The following is a 16,298-nucleotide window of genomic DNA, read 5'->3' on the forward strand; positions in this document are numbered from 1 at the left end:
CACCGGCAGGGGATGGCGCGTCCCGATAGGCTCGACCGGTGAGCACGGAAACGGCACCAACCGCGGATCAGGTCGCCGCACCCCCGCCGGCCGGGTGGGAGGAGGCGCGGTCCCGGGTGTACGCCGTAGGCCTGGCGGCCGCGCTGCCGGTGGTCGCCCGATCGCTCGCCGACACCGACGGGTCGACCCTGGCGGAGCCGTTGGCCACCCGCACCGACCTGCCCGCCTTCCCCACCTCCAGCGTGGACGGCTGGGCGGTGCGCGGGGACGGTCCGTGGCGGGTCGTCGGTCGGGTGCTGGCCGGAAACACCCCCGCCCCGCTCACCGACGACAACACGACCGTCGAGATCGCGACCGGTGCCATGGTGCCCGAGGGCGCCACCGCCGTACTCCGGGTGGAGGAGTCGACCATCACGGACGGCCTGGTTCGCGGCACGCCCCGACCGACGCCGGAGTGGCGGCAGCCGGGCGAGGAGGCGTACGCCGATGAGGAGCTGGTGCCGGTCGGCACGCCGGTCGACCCGGCGGTGATCGGCCTGGCCGCCTCCTGTGGGCACGACACGCTGCGGGTCCGGCGCGCGCCGCGCGCCGCGCTGCTGGTGTTCGGCGACGAGCTGCTCACCGCGGGGCCGCCCGCCGCCGGTCGGGTCCGGGACGCGCTGGGCCCGGCGGTGCCGGCGTGGCTGCGCCGGTACGGCTGTCAGGTGCGTCCGTCCGACGTGGTCGGCCCGGTGGCGGACACGCTGCCCGCGCACGTGGCGGCCGTACGCGCCGCGCTGGCCACCGCCGACCTGGTCTGCACCACCGGCGGCACGATGCACGGCCCGGTCGACCACCTGCACCCGACGTTGGAGGCGCTCGGCGCCGACTACGTGGTCAACACGGTGGCGGTCCGGCCGGGCTTCCCGATGCTGCTGGCCCGCCTGGTCGGTCACGACGGGCGGGTCCGGTTCGTGGCCGGGCTGCCGGGTAACCCGCAGTCCGCGATCGTCGCGTTGGTGTCGCTGGTTGCTCCGCTGCTCGCCGGACTCCAGGGTCGTCCGATGCCGGTGCTGCCGCAGGTCACCCTGGCCGAGGCGGTGCCCGGTCGCGGTAACCACACCCATCTCGCGCTGGTCCGGGTGGACCGGGCCGCCGGCACGGCGCACCCGGTGCGGCACGTCGGCTCGGCGATGCTGCGCGGGCTCGCCGGAGCGGACGGGTTCGCCGTCATCCGGCCGGGCACCAGCGGTGCGCCGGGTGACCGGGTGCCGATCGTTCCGCTGCCGTTGCTGCCCGGGGAGCGGGCGTCGTGATCGCGCCGGCCATCACCATCAGCGAGGTCACCGACCAGCCGCTCGACCTCGCCGCGCATGAGGCGGCGGTCGCCGACCGCAGGGCCGGCGCGGTGGTCTCCTTCCAGGGCGTGGTCCGCGACCACGACCACGGCCGTCCCGTCGTGAGTCTGGAGTACGAGGGGCACCCGAGCGCCGTGCAGGTGCTGCGCGAGGTGGCCGCCGAGATCGCGGCCGACCCCGACGTCTACGCGGTGGCGGTCTCGCACCGGGTGGGGCCGCTGGCCATCGGTGACGTGGCGCTGGTCGCGGCGGTGAGCACGGCGCACCGTGCGGCGGCCTTCGTCGCGTGCGCGCGGCTCGTCGACGAGGCCAAGGCCCGGCTGCCGATCTGGAAGCGGCAGGTCTTCGCCGACGGCACCGAGGAATGGGTCAACTGCCCCTGACCGGTCAGCGGCGGCCGTTGACCGCCACGGCACGGGCGAGCCGGTCGCCGTAGAACGCCGGCTCGGCACCCGGCCGCCACGGCAGCGCGGCGACCAGCACGATCAGCGCCAGCGCCAGCGAGTTCTCCATCAGCGCGCCGAACAGACCGTCCTGGTAGTGCGACATCTCGGGTAGCTGGTGCTCGTACGGCCAGATCGGTGAGATCAGGAACAGCAGGTAGAGGCCAATCGCGGCGACGCCGTGCCGGAGCCCGGTCAGCGTGGGATACCAGATCGGCGGTCGGAGACCGTTGAGGCCGGGGAACCCACCGAACGCCGGGCCCTGACCGACCCGCTGCGCCACCCCTCGGCTCGCCTCGCGGCGGCGTACGGCGGCGTCGGCCAGCACGATGATCGCGGGGATGACCCAGACCAGGTGGTGCGTCCAGGAGATCGGGCTGATCACGTTGGCGGTGAGGCCGACCAGGGTGAACGCGGTCAGCTCGTCACCGTCGGCGCGGGAACTGGCGGCCCGGGACAGGCCGAGCGCCAGGATCAGCACCGAGAAGGTGAACCAGAGCAGCCCCGGGGTCTCGATCGAGTCGTACAGCCGGGCCAGCAGACCGGCGAGCGACTGGTTCGGCGTCATGTCCGCCGCGCCGACCCGCTCGGTCTGCCAGAGCACGCTGCCGAAGTACGTCCGCGACTCGTCGCCGACGATCGCGAACGTCCCCAGGGTCACGCCGATCGTGGTGCCGATGGCGGTGGCCGCCACCCGCCACTGGCGGGTGATCAGCAGGTAGGCGATGAACAGCGCCGGGGTGAGCTTGACCGCGGTGGCGAGACCGATGCCGGCACCCGCCCAGGCGCCGCCGTAGATGAAGCGCAGCAGAGGGCCGTCCGTCGCGGCGTAGTGGGTACCCCGGCGGGAACGCCAGCGCAGCCCGATCAGATCAGCCATGATCAACGCGAAGAGCAGGATGTTGACCTGGCCGTAGCCGAGGGTCTCCCGGCCCGGCTCGATGGCGACCGCGAGTGGCACCGCCACGGCCACGGTGAACCACAGTGGCCAGCCCAGCCGGTCCACGATGGGCCGCAGCAGCCCGGCCAGCACCAGGGCCAGCGCGGCGATGCTCCCGAGGGCGTTGACCATGCCGGCCGCGCCGATCGGCAGCTGCGCCATCGGCAGCATGACCAGCCCGGCGAACGGAGGGTAGGTGAACCCGAGTGTGGTGCCGGGCGCGATGAACTCGTAGAGCTCGTGACCGCTCGCCCACCACACCACCGCGCCGTGGTAGATCTTCATGTCGAAGAAGTTGTACGGACGCCCGAAGGTGCCGATGGCGAGCCATGCGGCGTAGGCGACGGCAGCCACGATGGCGCCACGTACGACTTTCCTGCGATCGATCCCGCGCGTCATGCGTTGGATTGGGGCGAGGCGGTCCGCCCGTCTACCGACAGCCGTCGGCATGGCGTGGCCACCCCCGTACCAAGGTCGTCCTACCCGTCCAGGTCCTGCACGGAGCCTAGAACGGCGCCTCACGTCAGTGCCTCCCGCGTTATGCGACCGTGTCCGATCCCACACATGTTTTTGACATTTCCACCGCGTTAACGCCTACCGGGTGGTTCAGGTAATTCGTGGCCTTAGCGAGGGGCGGGGGTGGCACCGAGGGGGATCGACGCAGGTCAGCCGGGGAGGCGGCGTGCGGTGGCGGCGGACCGGACGGCGATCCGGGCCTCCCGCCGGGCCGTGCGGACGGCACGTTGCATGGAACGTCGAGAGTGGCCGATGCGATGACCCGTGCGCCACCGCAGACCCGGCTTGCCTCCGGTGTCCGCCGCGGCGAGCAGCAGACCGCCGAGGAGGCCCAGGTTCTTCAGCGTGTGGATCTCGTTGTTGTTCTTGGTGGTGGGGTCGTCGTTCTTCCAGAAGGGATGCCCGGCGATGGTCACCGGCACCAGCGTGCTGGCGAGGACCAGCGCGGCGGGTCGGCTGAACCGGTTGGTGGCCAGCATCAGCCCGGCGCTGACCTGCACTGCCGCGTTCATCCGGATCATCGTCTCGGTGTCGGTGGGAAAGCTCGGGTGAGCCCTCTGCAGGATCGGTGCGACCTTGTCGGTCACCGGTTTGGCCGCCACCACGAGCCGGCTGGGGTTACGGAAGTTGCGATACCCCTGCACCACGAAGATGCCGCTCAACATGGCGCGGGCGAGGGAGCGTACGGGCGTCATGGATCAGTCATACCCCGTCGGGGCGTTTGCTACCCCGTCAACCGCCGGATCCGGATTGGTGACCGTGCACGTCGCCACGCCGATTCGAGCGACCATCGCTGATGGACGGGCCGTGGCGGGTAACGTCGCGCGGGTGACCACGCTGCGGCTACGACCCGAGGATCCGGCTGACGCCGGCCCGGTACGTCGGGTACTCGCTGCGGCGTTCGCCCGCCCGGACGTGACGACGCCGCCGGAGGTGTTCCTGGTCGACGAGTTGCGCGACACCGACGCCTGGCTGCCGGAGCTGGCGATGATCGCCGAGTACGGCGGTGAGGTGGTCGGGTACGCGCTGCTCAGCCGGGTACGGGTGCGGCCGGAGCGGGGTCCCGCCGCGCAGGCGTTGGCGTTCGGCCCGGTGGCGGTGGCGCCGCACCGACAGCGCGTCGGGCACGGTACGGCGGTCGTGCAGGCCGCTCTGGACGCTGCCACCGAGCTGGGTGAGCGTCTGGTTGTGGTCCTCGGCGATCCGGCCTTCTACCGCCGGTTCGGCTTCGGGCCGGCCAGCGACCTCGGGCTGACCAGTCCGTGGGCCGGCCTCGGTGAGCCCTGGCAGGCGCTGGTGCTGCCGCCGTCGACCAGCGAGGACGGGCCGCCGCCACGCGGCGAGGTGCTCTTCCCCGCCCCCTGGTCCCGGGTCTGATCGGGCTGGTCCCGGAATCGGGCGCGGCTCGGTCAGGCCGGCTGGGTGCGCAGGTACCGGCCGAAGTGCGGGACGGTGAACGCCACCGTGCCCCGCTCGCCGGAGTAGATCAGCCCCTTCTTGATCAGGGCGTCCCGGGCCGGGGAGAGGCTCGCCGGCTTGCGGCCGAGGGCTCGGGCGATCTCCGCCGTCGGCACCGCGGCGTCCATGTCGTCGCGGACCGCGCCCCCGGATTCGGCCTCCACCAGAGACATCGTGGCCATCGCCCGCATGTACTCGCGTTCGGCGGGGGTGGCCCGCTCGAACCGCGAACCGAAGAACCCGACCGCCAGCTCTGCCTCCGCCTCCGGTGCGGCGACCCGCACGTCGGCTGCCGTGATCGGGGAGCGCGGCGCATGGTCCCAGGTCGCCTTGCCGTACGCCTGGACGAAGTACGGGTAGCCGCCGGACTTCTCGTAGAGCAGGTCGAGCGCCTTCTGCTCGTACTCCACGTCCTCCCGATCGGCCGGCGCGCAGAGCGCCTGGTCGGCGGCGATCCGGTCGAGCCGGTCGATGCGTTGGTAGCGGAACAACCGTTCGGAGTACGACTTGGCGGCGCTCAGCACGGCCGGCAGGTGCGGCAGGCCGGCGCCGACGACGATGAGCGGCGCGCCGAGCTGGGACAGCTCGTGGCAGGCGGCGCAGAGCGCCGACACGTCCTCCGGGCCGAGGTCCTGCATCTCGTCGATGAAGATGGCGATGCCGGTGCCCACGTCGCTGGCCACGGCTGCGGCGTCGCTGAGCAGCTCGACCAGGTCGATCTCGATGTCGCCGGAGTCGGCCCGGCCGCTGGCGGCGGGCACGTCGATGCCAGGCTGCCACCGGTCCCGTAGTTTCGGGGACGCGCCGGCCCGACCGGTCGGGGCCGACCGCTGGGCGAACGCCTTGAGGACGCCGAGGAACGCGTCGATGCGGTCCGGCGCGCGGTGTCGGGGGGCGAGTTCCCGGACGGCCATGTGCAGTGCCGCGGCGACCGGGCGGCGCAGCGACTGGTCCGGTCGGGCCTCGATCTTGCCGCTGCCCCAGAGCCGGTTGATCGCCTGCGACCGGAGGGTGTTCAGCAGGACGGTCTTGCCGACGCCGCGCAGGCCGGTGAGCATCAGGCTACGCTCGGGGCGCCCGCGGGCGATGCGCTCCAGCACGATGTCGAAGACGTCCAGTTCCCGCCCCCGCCCGGCGAGTTCGGGCGGGCGCTGGCCGGCGCCCGGTGCGTACGGGTTGCGGACCGGATCCACGCATCGCACAGTATCGGGCCATCTAGCTCGGGGACTAGACATGGATAGATGGGGCTACCGGCGTGTCGGGATTCGTCGACAACAAACTAGGGCTGTCTAGCGTCCACGCTAGACAGCCCTAGTTTTGGCTACCGGTTACTGCTTCTTCAGGCAGAGCACGTAGTCGAACAGGTCGATCGAGTTGTCGTGCACGTAGTTCGCGGTGGCCTGCGGCGCGAGCGTCTCGCACCGGTCCCCGTCGGTGGTCGCCGGAATCCGCAGCAGAACCTGGTAGGCACCCGGAGCGCAGGGCACCTTGCGCAGCTCCGCGTCGTCCTCGGTGCCGTCGTTCACCACGCAGTCACCCTTGGCGAACTCGTCCTCGTCCTCGTCCGCACTCGGGCTCGGCGCGTCGCTGGGCAGGGCGGGCGGAAGGACCGGCGCACTCGCACTCGCCGACGGGGCGGACGCGGCGCCACCGTCGCCGTCGGCGGCCCTCCAGATCGCCCAACCCGCCAGACCGAGGCACGGGCAGAGCAGGAGCAGCACCACCAGGGCGATGATCAGGGCTACCTTGCGGCCGGTCCTCGGCGTCGGCGGCGCGGGCGGTGCGCCGTACCCGCCGGGCATCGGCGGACCCCACGGGCCCCCCGGCTGCCCCGGCATCGGCCCGGCCGGCGGATACGGTCCCGGCCCGGCCGGTGGAAACGGTCCCGGCGTCGGCCCGGCCGGCGGGAACGGTCCCGGTGGCGGTGGGTAGCCCGGCCCCGAGGTCGGCGGCGGACCCCACAGCGGCGCGGTCGGCGGCTCCGCGCCAGGCGGCGGCGGAGCCCACTGCTGCCGGGTCGGGTCGTCGCCGGACGGCGGGGCACCCCACTGCGGAGGCTGACCCGGCGGAGCAGCCGACTGCGGAGGCTGACCCGGCGGCGGACCCCACTGGGGCAGGGTCGGGTCCACCGGTGGCGGGCCGTCGGAGCCGGTCGGCGGGCGCTGGTACGGGTCGTCCGGCTGCCCGGAACCCGGTGGACCGTAGGTCGTCATGTCATCCCCAGGGGTGGGTGAGCTCAGCGCTGCTTGAGGCAGAGGACGAAGTCGAGGGTGTCCAGGTCGCTGTCGAAGAAGTACCAGTTGGTGTAGCCCTCGACCTTGGCGCACTTGGCTTCGGCGTCACGCTCGCCACTCGTCGAGCCGTCGACCCGGCTCAGCACCTCGTACGACTTCGGCGCGCAGCCGCTGATCAACAGCTTGGGCTTGCCGCCGGCCGCGCCGTCGTTGCGGACGCACTGGCCGACCTTCGCGAACCTCGGGTCGGCCGACGACTCCGGAGCCGCCGCGCTCGGCACCGGTTCGGTCACGTCCACGCTCGGCTCACCGGTCGCGGCCGGGGCCGAACCGGTCGGTGCGGCCGTCGGTGTGGAGGCGTCGCGACCGCTGAAGAACCAGAACGCGCCACCGCCGGCCACCACCAGCAGCAGGATGACGGCGAGCACCGAGATCAGCGGCCTTCGGCCGGAGCGGACCGGGGGCGGCGGCCCGGGATCCGCGCCGTACGGGCGGTCGTCGGGCCGGTACGGCTGCCCGCCGTACGCCGGTGCCGCCTCGACCGGCCGGTACTGCTCGCCGGGATAGGTGGGTGCGCCACCGTAGGGGCCGTCACCACCACGGTGGGGCCCCGGTTGCCCGGTGTACGCCGGCGGATAGGGCTGCACCACCGGCGGGTACGGCTCGGGCGCGGGCGGGTGGGGCTGCTGGGCCGGCGGGTAGGGCTGCGCCGGCCAACCGGGCTTCTCGTCGGGTCGTTGCCCACGCCACGACCCGGGCGTGCCGCCACCCGGTGGTCCGTAGTTCGTCATGCCGCCCTCCTGCACGAAGTGGTGAGAGGCCGGCCACCAAAGCGCGACGCCGACTCCGACGTCACCGTAGCGTGGTCCACCGATGAGCTCATCTCCGACAAGTGCCGCGGGCCCCGCCGTCCGCCGCCCCAGTGCCGCGCCGACCCTGATCTGGACGGCGTTGATCCTGGTCTACCTCCTCTGGGGTTCCACCTATCTGGGCATCCGGATCGCCGTGGAGACGCTGCCCCCGCTGACGTCGGCCGCTCTGCGGTTCGCCGCGGCCGGTCTGGTGCTCGCGGTGGTGCTCCGGCTGCGCCGGGGGCCGGGCGCGTCGCGGGTGGACCGTCGACAGCTCGGCTCCGCGGCGCTGGTCGGGGTGCTGCTGCTCGCCGGCGGCAACGGCCTGGTGGTGCTCGCCGAGTCCGGGCCGCCCGGCGTCGCGTTGCCCTCCGGCATCGCCGCGCTGCTGGTGGCGACCGTGCCGCTGCTCGTCGTGCTGCTGCGCTCCGGCACCGGGGACCGTCCGCCGGTCTGGACGTTCGTCGGGGTCACCGTGGGCTTCGCCGGTCTGGTCCTGCTCGTGCTGCCTCACGACAGCACGGGCGCGGTGCCGCTGGTCGGCGCGTTGACCGTGGTCGCCGGGGCCGCCTCCTGGTCGGTCGGATCGTTCCTGTCCGGACGGATCCGGATGCCCGCCGACCCGTTCGTCGCGACGGTGTACGAGATGGTGGCCGGCGCGCTGGTGCTCGCCGTCGTCGCCGCCGGCCGGGGCGAACTGGGCGACTTCCACCCCGCCTCGGTCAGCACCCGATCCTGGCTGGCACTGGGCTACCTCATGGTGGCCGGCTCGCTGGTGGCCTTCACCGCGTACGTCTGGCTGCTGCAGAACGCGCCCATCTCGCTGGTCTCGACGTACGCCTACGTCAACCCGGCGGTCGCGGTGGCGCTCGGCGCGCTGCTGGTGGCCGAGCCGGTGACCGCGCAGACCCTGCTCGGCGGCGCGGTCATCGTCGCCGGGGTGGCCGTGGTGGTGAGCACCGAACGTCCCCGCCGGGCGGGCGCGGAATCGCGATCGGGGACGGCACCGGCGGGCGAGCGCCGGTAACGTCCGGCCCATGTCGGCCGCTGCACTGGTCGGGGTGGCGGTGCTCGGCGGGCTGGTCGGTCTCGTCGTACCCCCGCTGGCCTGGCGCTTCGCGACCCCGCCGGCCCGGCTGCGGCGCGTCGCGTGGCTCAGCCCACCGGTGGCGGCCGTGGTGTTCGTGGGGCTCGCGGCCGCGCGAGGTGACGATCCGGCGCTGCCGGTCTTCCTCGCGGTGGCAGCGGTGGGTCTGGTGCTGGCCGGGGTCGACCTGGCCGGCCTGCGGCTGCCCGACCCGCTCGTCCTCGCCGCCGGGCTGACGGCGCTCGTCGGACTGACCGGCGCGGCCCTGCTGTCCGGCGATCCGGGGCGGCTGCCCGGTGCGCTGGCCGGCGCGGCGGTCGCCGGCGCGGCGCACGTGCTGCTGGCTCTGCTTCCCGGCTCCCGACTGGGCTTCGGGGACGTGAAACTCGCCGTCGTCCTCGGCCTGCCGCTCGGCTGGCTGGGTCGCGACGCCCTGCTCACCGGGCTGCTCCTGCCACACCTGCTACACGGCGCCCTGGTGCTGGCCCTGCTGAGCACAGGCCAGGTGAACCGGCAGACCCTGCTTCCCCTGGGCCCAGCCCTGCTAACCGGCACCTGGCTAGCCGTCCTCCTGAGCTAAACCCCCCCCGGCCACCCCGCCCAGCTTGCACTTCCTGCGCCGACAGATCGGGCATCCCACGCATCACGACAACCGAAGGTGCACGATCGCGGGGGAGGGTGGGGGGTGGGGGTTAGATCAGGCGGAGCTGGCGGTCTTTGGGGCGGCGTGGTTCGGTTTCGCCGAACCGTTCGAACAGGCCCGGGTCGATCGTGCCGAGGAACGGCGACGGGCCGGACTCCCGCTCCACACCGTGGCGGGTACGACGGGCGGCGTGACTCACGTAGAGCCGGTCCTGAGCCCTGGTCAGACCGACGAAGAAGAGCCGCCGCTCCTCGGCGATCGCGTCCTCGTCGGGCGTCGAGCCCGGCCACCGCAGCGGCAGCAGCCCGTCCTCCGCGCCGACCAGGAAGACCACCGGGAACTCCAGGCCCTTCGCGGCGTGCAGGGTGAGCAGGGTGACCGCCTCCGCGCGCGGGTCGAGCGCGTCCACCTCCGCGCCGGTGGCCAACTGCGACAGGAAGGTCTCCAGGTCGTCGCCACAGCGTCGGGCCAGCGGGGTCAGCAGGTCCACGGCCGAGCGGACGTCCTCGGGGCGGACCGCGCTGCCGGCACCGTCCAGGGTGGGCACCGCGAACCGTTCGGCGACCACCTGACCGGCCAGGCGTACCCGGGCGGCCAGCGAACCGGCCAACCCGTCGGCGTGCCGCAGCTCGCGGGCGATGGCCGTCACCCCGGGCCGGTCCCGCAGCCGGTCGTGTGAGCGCTTCTGCACCGGGATGTTGGCCCGGGTCAGGGCGTCCACGATCGGGGCGGCCTGCGCGTCGGTGCGGTAGAGCACGGCGATGTCGGAGAACGACAGCGAGGTGGACCGGCCGTCGATCCGGCCCGAGTCCAGGGACCGGTGGGACAACCCGCCGACCAGCTCGTCGACCGTACGCACCACGAAGTCGGCCTCCTCGGCGACGGACGCCGCCGGGTAGCGGCCGACCAGCGGCGCCTCCGGGTCGAGCCGCGCCGGGTCCAGTCGCCGGCCCCGCACCAGCGAGGACGGCGCGATGGCCTGCACGGCGGCGGCCAGGATCGGTGCCGACGAGCGGTAGTTGCGGTTCAGCCGGACCAGTCGGGCGTCGGTGAAGTCCTCGGAGAAGCGCAGGAAGTAGCCGACGTCGGCACCCCGGAACGAGTAGATCGCCTGGTCCGGGTCGCCGATCGCGCAGAGGTTGCCGTCGGCGGGGCTGAGCAGCCGCAGCAGCTCGTACTGCACCGCGTCGACGTCCTGGTACTCGTCGACGAAGATCCACCGCCAGCGGTCCCGGTAGCGCTCGACCAGGCTTCGGTCGGCGCGCAGCAACTCCACCGGCAGGCTCACCAGCTCGTCCAGGTCGACCAGGTCCTGCTTGCGCAGCAACGCCGCGTAGCCGGCGGGATCGTCGCCGGCCTCTGACCGGGCCGCCGCCCGCTCGGCGTCGTCGGCGATCCGGAAACCGGTTGGCAGGCCCGCCGCGTCGGCGTTCTCCCGCAGGATGGTCAACCCCAGCGCGTGGAACGTACCAACGGTGACGTCCTCGGCGACCGGGCCGAGCAGACCGTCGAGGCGGTGCCGCAACTCCTCCGCGGCCCGCCGGGTGAACGTGATGGCCAGGCAGTGCTCGGGAAAGACGTTCAGCTCGGCGCAGAGGTACGCGATCCGGTGGGTGAGCGTGCGGGTCTTGCCGGTACCCGGACCGGCCACGATGAGCAGCGGCCCGCCGGGCGCGGACGCGGCCACCCGCTGCATCGCGTCCAGTCGGTCCAGCAGGCCCGTGCCGACCTCCTCCATGCCGGAGAGCATCGGCTCGAACGGCTCGTGCGGCGACGGCGGCGGCGCGATCGGCGGCGCGGGCGGAGGGGCCGGAGCCTTCCGCTTCGGCTCCGCCTTCGCCGCCGGGCGCTTGGTCGCGGCCCGGGGTGCCGGGTCCGCGGGCCGGCGCTGCGCCGGCACGGGTACGTCGAAGAGCGTCTCCTGCGCACCCAGTTCCGCCGGGTCGAAGAGGGTGATCACCCCGTACTCGCCGTCGTAGCCGGGTACCCGGCGCACAGCACCGCGGCGCAGCCGCCCGATGCCCTCGGCGAGCAGCTCACCGCCGGCCTGGGCGATGTCGGTCAGCGGCGTCGTGGTCAGGATCTCCAGCTCGGGGCCGAGCGCGGCGAGCAGGTCGTTGAACCGCCCCTCGACCTTCTTCGACCGGGCACCCACCTTGTTGATCTCGCCGAGGATCTCGGCCAGCGGCACCAGGTGGGTGACCTCCCGGGCGTGCGCCGGCCGGTGCCCCTCCGGGCGGTCCGCCAACTCCTCGATCCGGCTGAGGACACCCACGGTCAGCGGCTTGCCGCACTCGGGGCACTGCCCACCGGCGGCCCGGGTCCGCTCCGGGGACCAGTTGACCCCGCACAGCCGGTGCCCGTCCGCGTGGTACTTGCCCTCCTCCGGGAAGAACTCGATGGTGCCGGCCAGGCCGTCACCGGTGCGCAGCGCCTCCCGGACGGCGAAGTAGTCCCGTTCGGCGGTCAGCACGGTCGCCTCCCGGCCCAGCGCCGGCGGGGAGTGCGCGTCCGAGTTGGACACCAGTTGGTAGCCGTCCAGGCTGCCGACCCGCCAGTTCATCGCCGGGTCGGAGGAGAGACCCGTCTCCACCGCGAAGATGTGCTCGGCCAGATCCGCGTAGCAGTCGGCGATCGCGTCGAAGCCGGACTTCGAGCCCAGCGCGGAGAACCACGGCGTCCAGATGTGCGCCGGGACCAGGTAGCCGTCCGGGCTCGCCTCCAGGGTGATCTCCAGCAGGTCCCGCGAGTCGAGGCCGAGGATCGGCCGGCCGTCGGAGCCGAGGTTGCCGATCCGGCCGAGCGCCGTGTTGAACCGGGCCACCGCGTCCAGGTCGGGCAGGTAGATCAGGTGGTGCACCTTGCGGGTGCGGTCGTCCCGCTTGTAGATGGTGGAGATCTCCACGCTCAGCATGAACCGGACCGGATCCGCGTCGGTCGCGCTGGCGAGCCGGGGCGGCAGCCGGCGGGCGACGTCGCGCTCCGCCTCCGGGTCGAGCCGGTAGAGCCCCGGCTCCGCCGGTCGCAGCGTCTCCCGGAGATGGTCGTACCAGGCGGGATGGGTGAAGTCCCCGGTGCCGAGCAGGGCGATGCCCTTACGCCGTGCCCACCAGGCGAGGTTGGGCAGGGTGAGGTCGCGGCTGCACGCGCGCGAATACTTCGAGTGGATGTGCAGGTCCGCGACGAATGGCGGGAGGCCACCGGGGGGTACGGCGCTGAACGGGGGCACGCCGCATCCTGTCACGCCCGCCGTGACGGTCGCCGGCCGCCACGCGCGGACGTGACGTCCGCTATGCCGAGCGCAACTCGACGAGGCTGATCTGTGGCTCCGCGCCGACCCGCACCGGAGGGCCCCAGAAACCGGCGCCGTTGGTCACGTACACCTTCGTGCCGTCGACCTCGCCGAGCCCGCTGACCACCGGCTGTTCCAGCCGGACGGCCAGGTTGAACGGCACCATCTGCCCGCCGTGGGTGTGCCCGGACAGTTGCAGGTCGACGCCGTACCGGGCCGCCTCCACCGCCGCCAGGGGCTGGTGCGCGAGCAGGACGACCGGGCGGCTCGGGTCGCGGTCACCGAGGGCCGCGGCGAAGTCCGGCCCCGCGGCGAGGCCGGTGCCCGAACCCGTGAGGTCGTTGACGCCGGCCAAATCGAGGACGCCGCCCCGGGCCTGGATCTCCTGCCGCCGGTTCTGCAGAACCCGCAGGCCGAGCCGGTCGACCTCCTGGACCCACTCCTCCACTCCGGAGTAGTACTCGTGGTTGCCGGTCACGAAGAAGCTGCCGTAGCGGGAGCGCAGGTCGCGCAGTGGCTCGGCGGCCGATCCCAGCTCGGCCACCGAGCCGTCGACCAGGTCACCGACGACCGCCACCAGATCCGCGTCGAGCCGGTTGATCGCGGCGACGATCCGCTCGGTGTGCGCCCGACCGCGCAGCGGGCCGAGGTGGATGTCGGAGACGGTGGCGATGCGCAGGCCGTCCATGGCCCGCGGGAGCTTGGCGAGGGGGATCCGTACCCGGTCCAGTCGTGGCGGGCCGAGGGCGGTGCGCACTCCGTACCCGGTGATGCCCGTGGCGGTGAGGCCGGCGAAGATGGCCGCCCCACGGGCCAGCAGCAGCCGGCGGGCCGGGTCGTGGTCCGGTGCCGTGACGGCACCGGCGGCCGGCGGGTCGGCTGGTCCGGCACCGCCGACCAGCGCCGGCTCGGGCGCGGCGGCGGTCGGCTCGGCGGCCACCACCCGGCGGCGCAGCACCAGCCGGGCGACCAGCATCGGCACTTCCAGCACGGCGAGGATGACGAGCAGGTAGAACATCAGCGCGAGCCACAGGTAGCCCGGCCAGGCGAGCCAGTAGAGCCCGGCCTGGGTCCCGGCGAGGGTGACCGGCACGAGCAGGGCCAGGACCAGGGCGGCGATCCCACCGACGCGCCGCCAGCGGCCCGGCGTGGTGGTGTCCCGGATGAGCCGCTTCCACAGGTAGAGGTGGATGAGGCCGGTGATCAGCGCCAGGACGCCCACGAACCCCAGAACCGCCAACATCTGTGCGCCTCCCTCAGCCGCCCGCGAACGGAGGCAGGACGTCGATCGTGGCCCCGCCCGGCAGGGGTGTCTCACGATCATGACAGGTGATGCCGTCCACGAGGAAACTCGCGACCCGCAGCACGGCGGCGAGACGGTCGCCGTGCCGCTGGGCAAGGTCGGCGGTGAGGTCGTTGAGCGACCGCCCGGCCGGAATGCGCTCCTCGGTGCGACCGGCGGCGGCGCGTGCCCCGGCGAAGTAGCGGACGGTCAGCGGCGTCGCGTCCATGACTCAGCCTCCGATCGCGGACATCGGGCGGGCCGGCTGCAGGAAGGTGGGGTCGTCGATGCCGTGCCCGGCGCGCTTGCCCCACATCGCCGTGCGCCAGCGCCGGGCCAGCTCGTCGTCGTCCGCGCCACCGCGCATCGCGGCACGCAGGTCGGACTCCTCGGTAGCGAAGAGGCAGGCACGCACCTGGCCGTCGGCCGTGAGTCGGGTGCGGTCGCAGTCGCCGCAGAAGGGGCGGGTCACGCTGGCGATCACGCCGACCCGGGCCGGGCCGCCGTCGACCAGCCAGGTCTCCGCCGGGGCCGCGCCGCGTTCGGCCGGGTCGGGGCTGAGGTCGAAACGGGTACGCAGGGACGCCAGGATCTCCTCGGCCGTGACCATGGTGGCGCGGTCCCAACCGTGCTGGGCGTCCAGCGGCATCTGCTCGATGATCCGCAGTTGGTAGCCGTGGTCGACGGCGAAGCGGAGCAGGGCCGGAGCCTCGTCCTCGTTGACGCCGCGCATCAGCACCGAGTTGATCTTGACGGGGGTGAGGCCCGCAGCGGCGGCCCCGGCCAGCCCGGCGAGCACCGCGTCCAGCCGGGGACGGCGGGTGAGCTGGGTGAACCGGGCCGGGTCGAGCGTGTCCAGCGAGACGTTCACCCGGTCCAGACCGGCCGTGCGCAGCGCCGGGGCGAGCCGGTCCAGGCCGATGCCGTTGGTGGTGAGGGAGATCTGCGGGCGGGGCTCGACGGCGGCGACCGAGGCCACGATGTCGACCAGGCCAGCCCGGATCAGTGGCTCGCCGCCGGTGAACCGCACCTCGGTCACGCCGAGCCGCTCGACGGCCAACCGGATCAGCCGGACGATCTCCGCGTCGGTGAGCAGCTCGGGGCCGGCCAGCCAGGGCAACCCCTCGGCCGGCATGCAGTAGGTGCAGCGCAGGTTGCACTTGTCGGTGAGGGACACGCGCAGATCCCGGGCGACGCGGCCGTACCGGTCGACGAGGACGCCGTCGGTCCGCGGGGCGACGCTCACCTGTCGACCGTAGCGCGCTCGACCCCGCCCAGGGCGGCGCGGGCATTCTGGACGACCGCATCGCGGTAGCCGGCACCGAACAGCGCGGTGTGCACGAGCAGCAGGTGCAGTTGGTGCAGCGGCACCCGTTCGCGCCAGCCGGCCGACAGCGGCCAGGTCTCCCGGTAGGCCGCCAGCACCGTGTCCAGGTGGGGGATGCCGCCGAAGAGCGCCAGCTGGGCGAGATCCGTCTCGCGGTGCCCGCCGTGCGCCGCCGGGTCGACCAGCCAGACCCGGTCGTCAACCCCCCACAGCACGTTGCCCGGCCACAGGTCGCCGTGGATGCGCGCCGGTGCCTCACCGCCACCGAACTCGCCCAGCCGGCTCATCACCCGCTCCACCAGCGTGGCGTCCTCGCTGGTCAGCGCACCACCGTCGACGGAACGCCGCAGGTAGGGGGCGAGTCTCCGTTCGGCGAACCACGTCGACCAGGGACCGTCGTCGACGGTGTTGTCCTGCGCAAGCGCCCCGATGAAGCCGGGCCAGGACGCGCCGAAGGTCGGCGCGCCGGCCCGGTGCAGGTCGGCCAGCTCACGGCCGAAGCGTTCGGCCGCCTCCGCCGTCGGCTCGCCGGGCTCCACCCAGTCGAGCGCCAGCAGGTCGGGCAGCGCCACGAGCACCTCGGGTACGGCGACCGCGCCGGCGTCCCGCAGCCAGCGCAACCCGGCCGCCTCGGCCTCGAAGAACCCCTCCGGCACCGGCCGGTCGGCCCGCTCCGGCCAGGACTTGGCGAAGATGGAGTGCCCGTCGTCGAGGGTGAGCCGGGCGGCCGCGCAGATGTCGCCACCGGCGACCGGCGTCTCCCGGATCCGTTGGTGGGTCCGGAACGTCGACAGGTGTGCCGGATGCGCGCGCAGGTACGCCAGGTCCATCAACGCACGGTATCCGCTGCCCGCGACACTGGGGTGCCGCGCGAGCACATCGATCCGG

General features: G+C 73.4%; 14 protein-coding genes and 1 pseudogene. 5 read left to right on the forward strand and 10 right to left on the reverse strand.

Annotation, left to right across the window (positions count from 1 at the left end; all coding sequences use genetic code 11):
- Positions 1 to 38 precede the first annotated feature (38 nt).
- Together AB0H52_RS07405 and AB0H52_RS07410 are read left to right on the forward strand one after the other, a co-directional pair.
- Positions 39 to 1,295: a molybdopterin molybdotransferase MoeA gene (locus AB0H52_RS07405; RefSeq protein WP_151487654.1), complete on the forward strand. Its 1,257-nt coding sequence runs from the start codon at positions 39 to 41 to the stop codon at positions 1,293 to 1,295.
- Positions 1,295 to 1,720: a molybdenum cofactor biosynthesis protein MoaE gene (locus AB0H52_RS07410; protein ID WP_192580092.1), complete on the forward strand. Its 426-nt coding sequence runs from the start codon at positions 1,295 to 1,297 to the stop codon at positions 1,718 to 1,720. The genes AB0H52_RS07405 and AB0H52_RS07410 overlap by 1 nt, the downstream gene beginning before the upstream one ends.
- Positions 1,721 to 1,724: 4 nt before the next feature.
- Here the strand turns inward: AB0H52_RS07410 and AB0H52_RS07415 are convergent, their stop codons facing one another.
- Both AB0H52_RS07415 and AB0H52_RS07420 read right to left on the reverse strand, forming a co-directional pair.
- Complete coding sequence (locus AB0H52_RS07415; RefSeq protein ID WP_151487652.1) at positions 1,725 to 3,170, reverse strand: glycosyltransferase 87 family protein; 1,446 nt, start codon at positions 3,168 to 3,170, stop codon at positions 1,725 to 1,727.
- Between the two features lie 215 nt (positions 3,171 to 3,385).
- A complete protein-coding gene (locus AB0H52_RS07420) occupies positions 3,386 to 3,931 on the reverse strand; it encodes a DoxX family protein (protein WP_151487651.1) in 546 nt (181 codons plus the stop codon).
- Between the two features lie 133 nt (positions 3,932 to 4,064).
- Between AB0H52_RS07420 and AB0H52_RS07425 the strand changes: the two genes are divergently transcribed.
- Positions 4,065 to 4,613 carry an N-acetyltransferase gene (locus AB0H52_RS07425; RefSeq protein ID WP_151487729.1) on the forward strand — a complete coding sequence of 183 codons (549 nt, stop codon included), beginning with the start codon at positions 4,065 to 4,067 and terminating at the stop codon, positions 4,611 to 4,613.
- Positions 4,614 to 4,645: 32 nt separating this feature from the next.
- Here the strand turns inward: AB0H52_RS07425 and AB0H52_RS07430 are convergent, their stop codons facing one another.
- From AB0H52_RS07430 to AB0H52_RS07440, 3 genes and pseudogenes are all read right to left on the reverse strand, one after another.
- Entirely contained in the window at positions 4,646 to 5,887 is a 1,242-nt protein-coding gene (locus AB0H52_RS07430; protein WP_151487650.1) for an ATP-binding protein, read from the reverse strand.
- Between the two features lie 135 nt (positions 5,888 to 6,022).
- Positions 6,023 to 6,433, reverse strand: coding sequence for a hypothetical protein (locus tag AB0H52_RS07435; protein ID WP_151487728.1), 411 nt, complete (start codon positions 6,431 to 6,433; stop codon positions 6,023 to 6,025).
- Positions 6,434 to 6,930: 497 nt separating this feature from the next.
- Positions 6,931 to 7,401: pseudogene (locus AB0H52_RS07440) on the reverse strand (hypothetical protein); the annotation flags it as partial.
- A gap of 400 nt (positions 7,402 to 7,801) precedes the next feature.
- On the opposite strand from AB0H52_RS07440, the gene AB0H52_RS07445 reads away from it, so the two are divergent.
- Both AB0H52_RS07445 and AB0H52_RS07450 read left to right on the forward strand, forming a co-directional pair.
- Positions 7,802 to 8,806 carry an EamA family transporter gene (locus tag AB0H52_RS07445; protein ID WP_357945854.1) on the forward strand — a complete coding sequence of 335 codons (1,005 nt, stop codon included), beginning with the start codon at positions 7,802 to 7,804 and terminating at the stop codon, positions 8,804 to 8,806.
- Positions 8,807 to 8,816: 10 nt separating this feature from the next.
- The gene (locus AB0H52_RS07450) at positions 8,817 to 9,446 is read left to right on the forward strand and encodes a prepilin peptidase (RefSeq protein ID WP_151493351.1); all 630 of its coding nucleotides are present in this window, start codon (positions 8,817 to 8,819) and stop codon (positions 9,444 to 9,446) included.
- 112 nt (positions 9,447 to 9,558) lie between these two features.
- Here AB0H52_RS07450 and AB0H52_RS07455 read toward each other — a convergent pair whose 3' ends face one another.
- The 5 genes from AB0H52_RS07455 to AB0H52_RS07475 form a co-directional block, all read right to left on the reverse strand.
- On the reverse strand, positions 9,559 to 12,738 hold the full coding sequence (locus AB0H52_RS07455) for a UvrD-helicase domain-containing protein (RefSeq protein WP_357945857.1): 3,180 nt from the start codon (positions 12,736 to 12,738) through the stop codon (positions 9,559 to 9,561).
- Positions 12,739 to 12,799: 61 nt separating this feature from the next.
- Positions 12,800 to 14,044 (reverse strand): metallophosphoesterase, encoded by a 1,245-nt coding sequence (locus tag AB0H52_RS07460; protein ID WP_151491262.1) that lies wholly within the window; start codon positions 14,042 to 14,044, stop codon positions 12,800 to 12,802.
- Positions 14,045 to 14,057: 13 nt separating this feature from the next.
- The gene (locus AB0H52_RS07465) at positions 14,058 to 14,312 is read right to left on the reverse strand and encodes a MoaD/ThiS family protein (protein ID WP_151491263.1); all 255 of its coding nucleotides are present in this window, start codon (positions 14,310 to 14,312) and stop codon (positions 14,058 to 14,060) included.
- Between the two features lie 3 nt (positions 14,313 to 14,315).
- Positions 14,316 to 15,329, reverse strand: a complete 1,014-nt coding sequence (gene moaA, locus AB0H52_RS07470; protein WP_151491264.1) for a GTP 3',8-cyclase MoaA — start codon at positions 15,327 to 15,329, stop codon at positions 14,316 to 14,318.
- Positions 15,326 to 16,240: a fructosamine kinase family protein gene (locus AB0H52_RS07475; protein ID WP_357945861.1), complete on the reverse strand. Its 915-nt coding sequence runs from the start codon at positions 16,238 to 16,240 to the stop codon at positions 15,326 to 15,328. Before AB0H52_RS07475 ends, moaA begins: the two co-directional genes overlap by 4 nt.
- Positions 16,241 to 16,298 lie beyond the last annotated feature (58 nt).

Origin of the sequence: Micromonospora sp. NPDC050695 (genome assembly GCF_040654415.1) — a bacterium.
Classification (GTDB): Bacteria; Actinomycetota; Actinomycetes; order Mycobacteriales; family Micromonosporaceae; genus Micromonospora.

Coding starts and splice junctions, on each gene's coding strand:
- AB0H52_RS07415 (WP_151487652.1), bottom strand. CDS start 3,170: ATGCCGACGGCTGTCGGTAGACGGGCGGACCGCCTCGCCCCAATCCAA.
- AB0H52_RS07420 (WP_151487651.1), bottom strand. CDS start 3,931: ATGACGCCCGTACGCTCCCTCGCCCGCGCCATGTTGAGCGGCATCTTC.
- AB0H52_RS07445 (WP_357945854.1), top strand. CDS start 7,802: ATGAGCTCATCTCCGACAAGTGCCGCGGGCCCCGCCGTCCGCCGCCCC.
- AB0H52_RS07450 (WP_151493351.1), top strand. CDS start 8,817: ATGTCGGCCGCTGCACTGGTCGGGGTGGCGGTGCTCGGCGGGCTGGTC.
- AB0H52_RS07460 (WP_151491262.1), bottom strand. CDS start 14,044: ATGTTGGCGGTTCTGGGGTTCGTGGGCGTCCTGGCGCTGATCACCGGC.
- AB0H52_RS07465 (WP_151491263.1), bottom strand. CDS start 14,312: ATGGACGCGACGCCGCTGACCGTCCGCTACTTCGCCGGGGCACGCGCC.
- AB0H52_RS07475 (WP_357945861.1), bottom strand. CDS start 16,240: ATGGACCTGGCGTACCTGCGCGCGCATCCGGCACACCTGTCGACGTTC.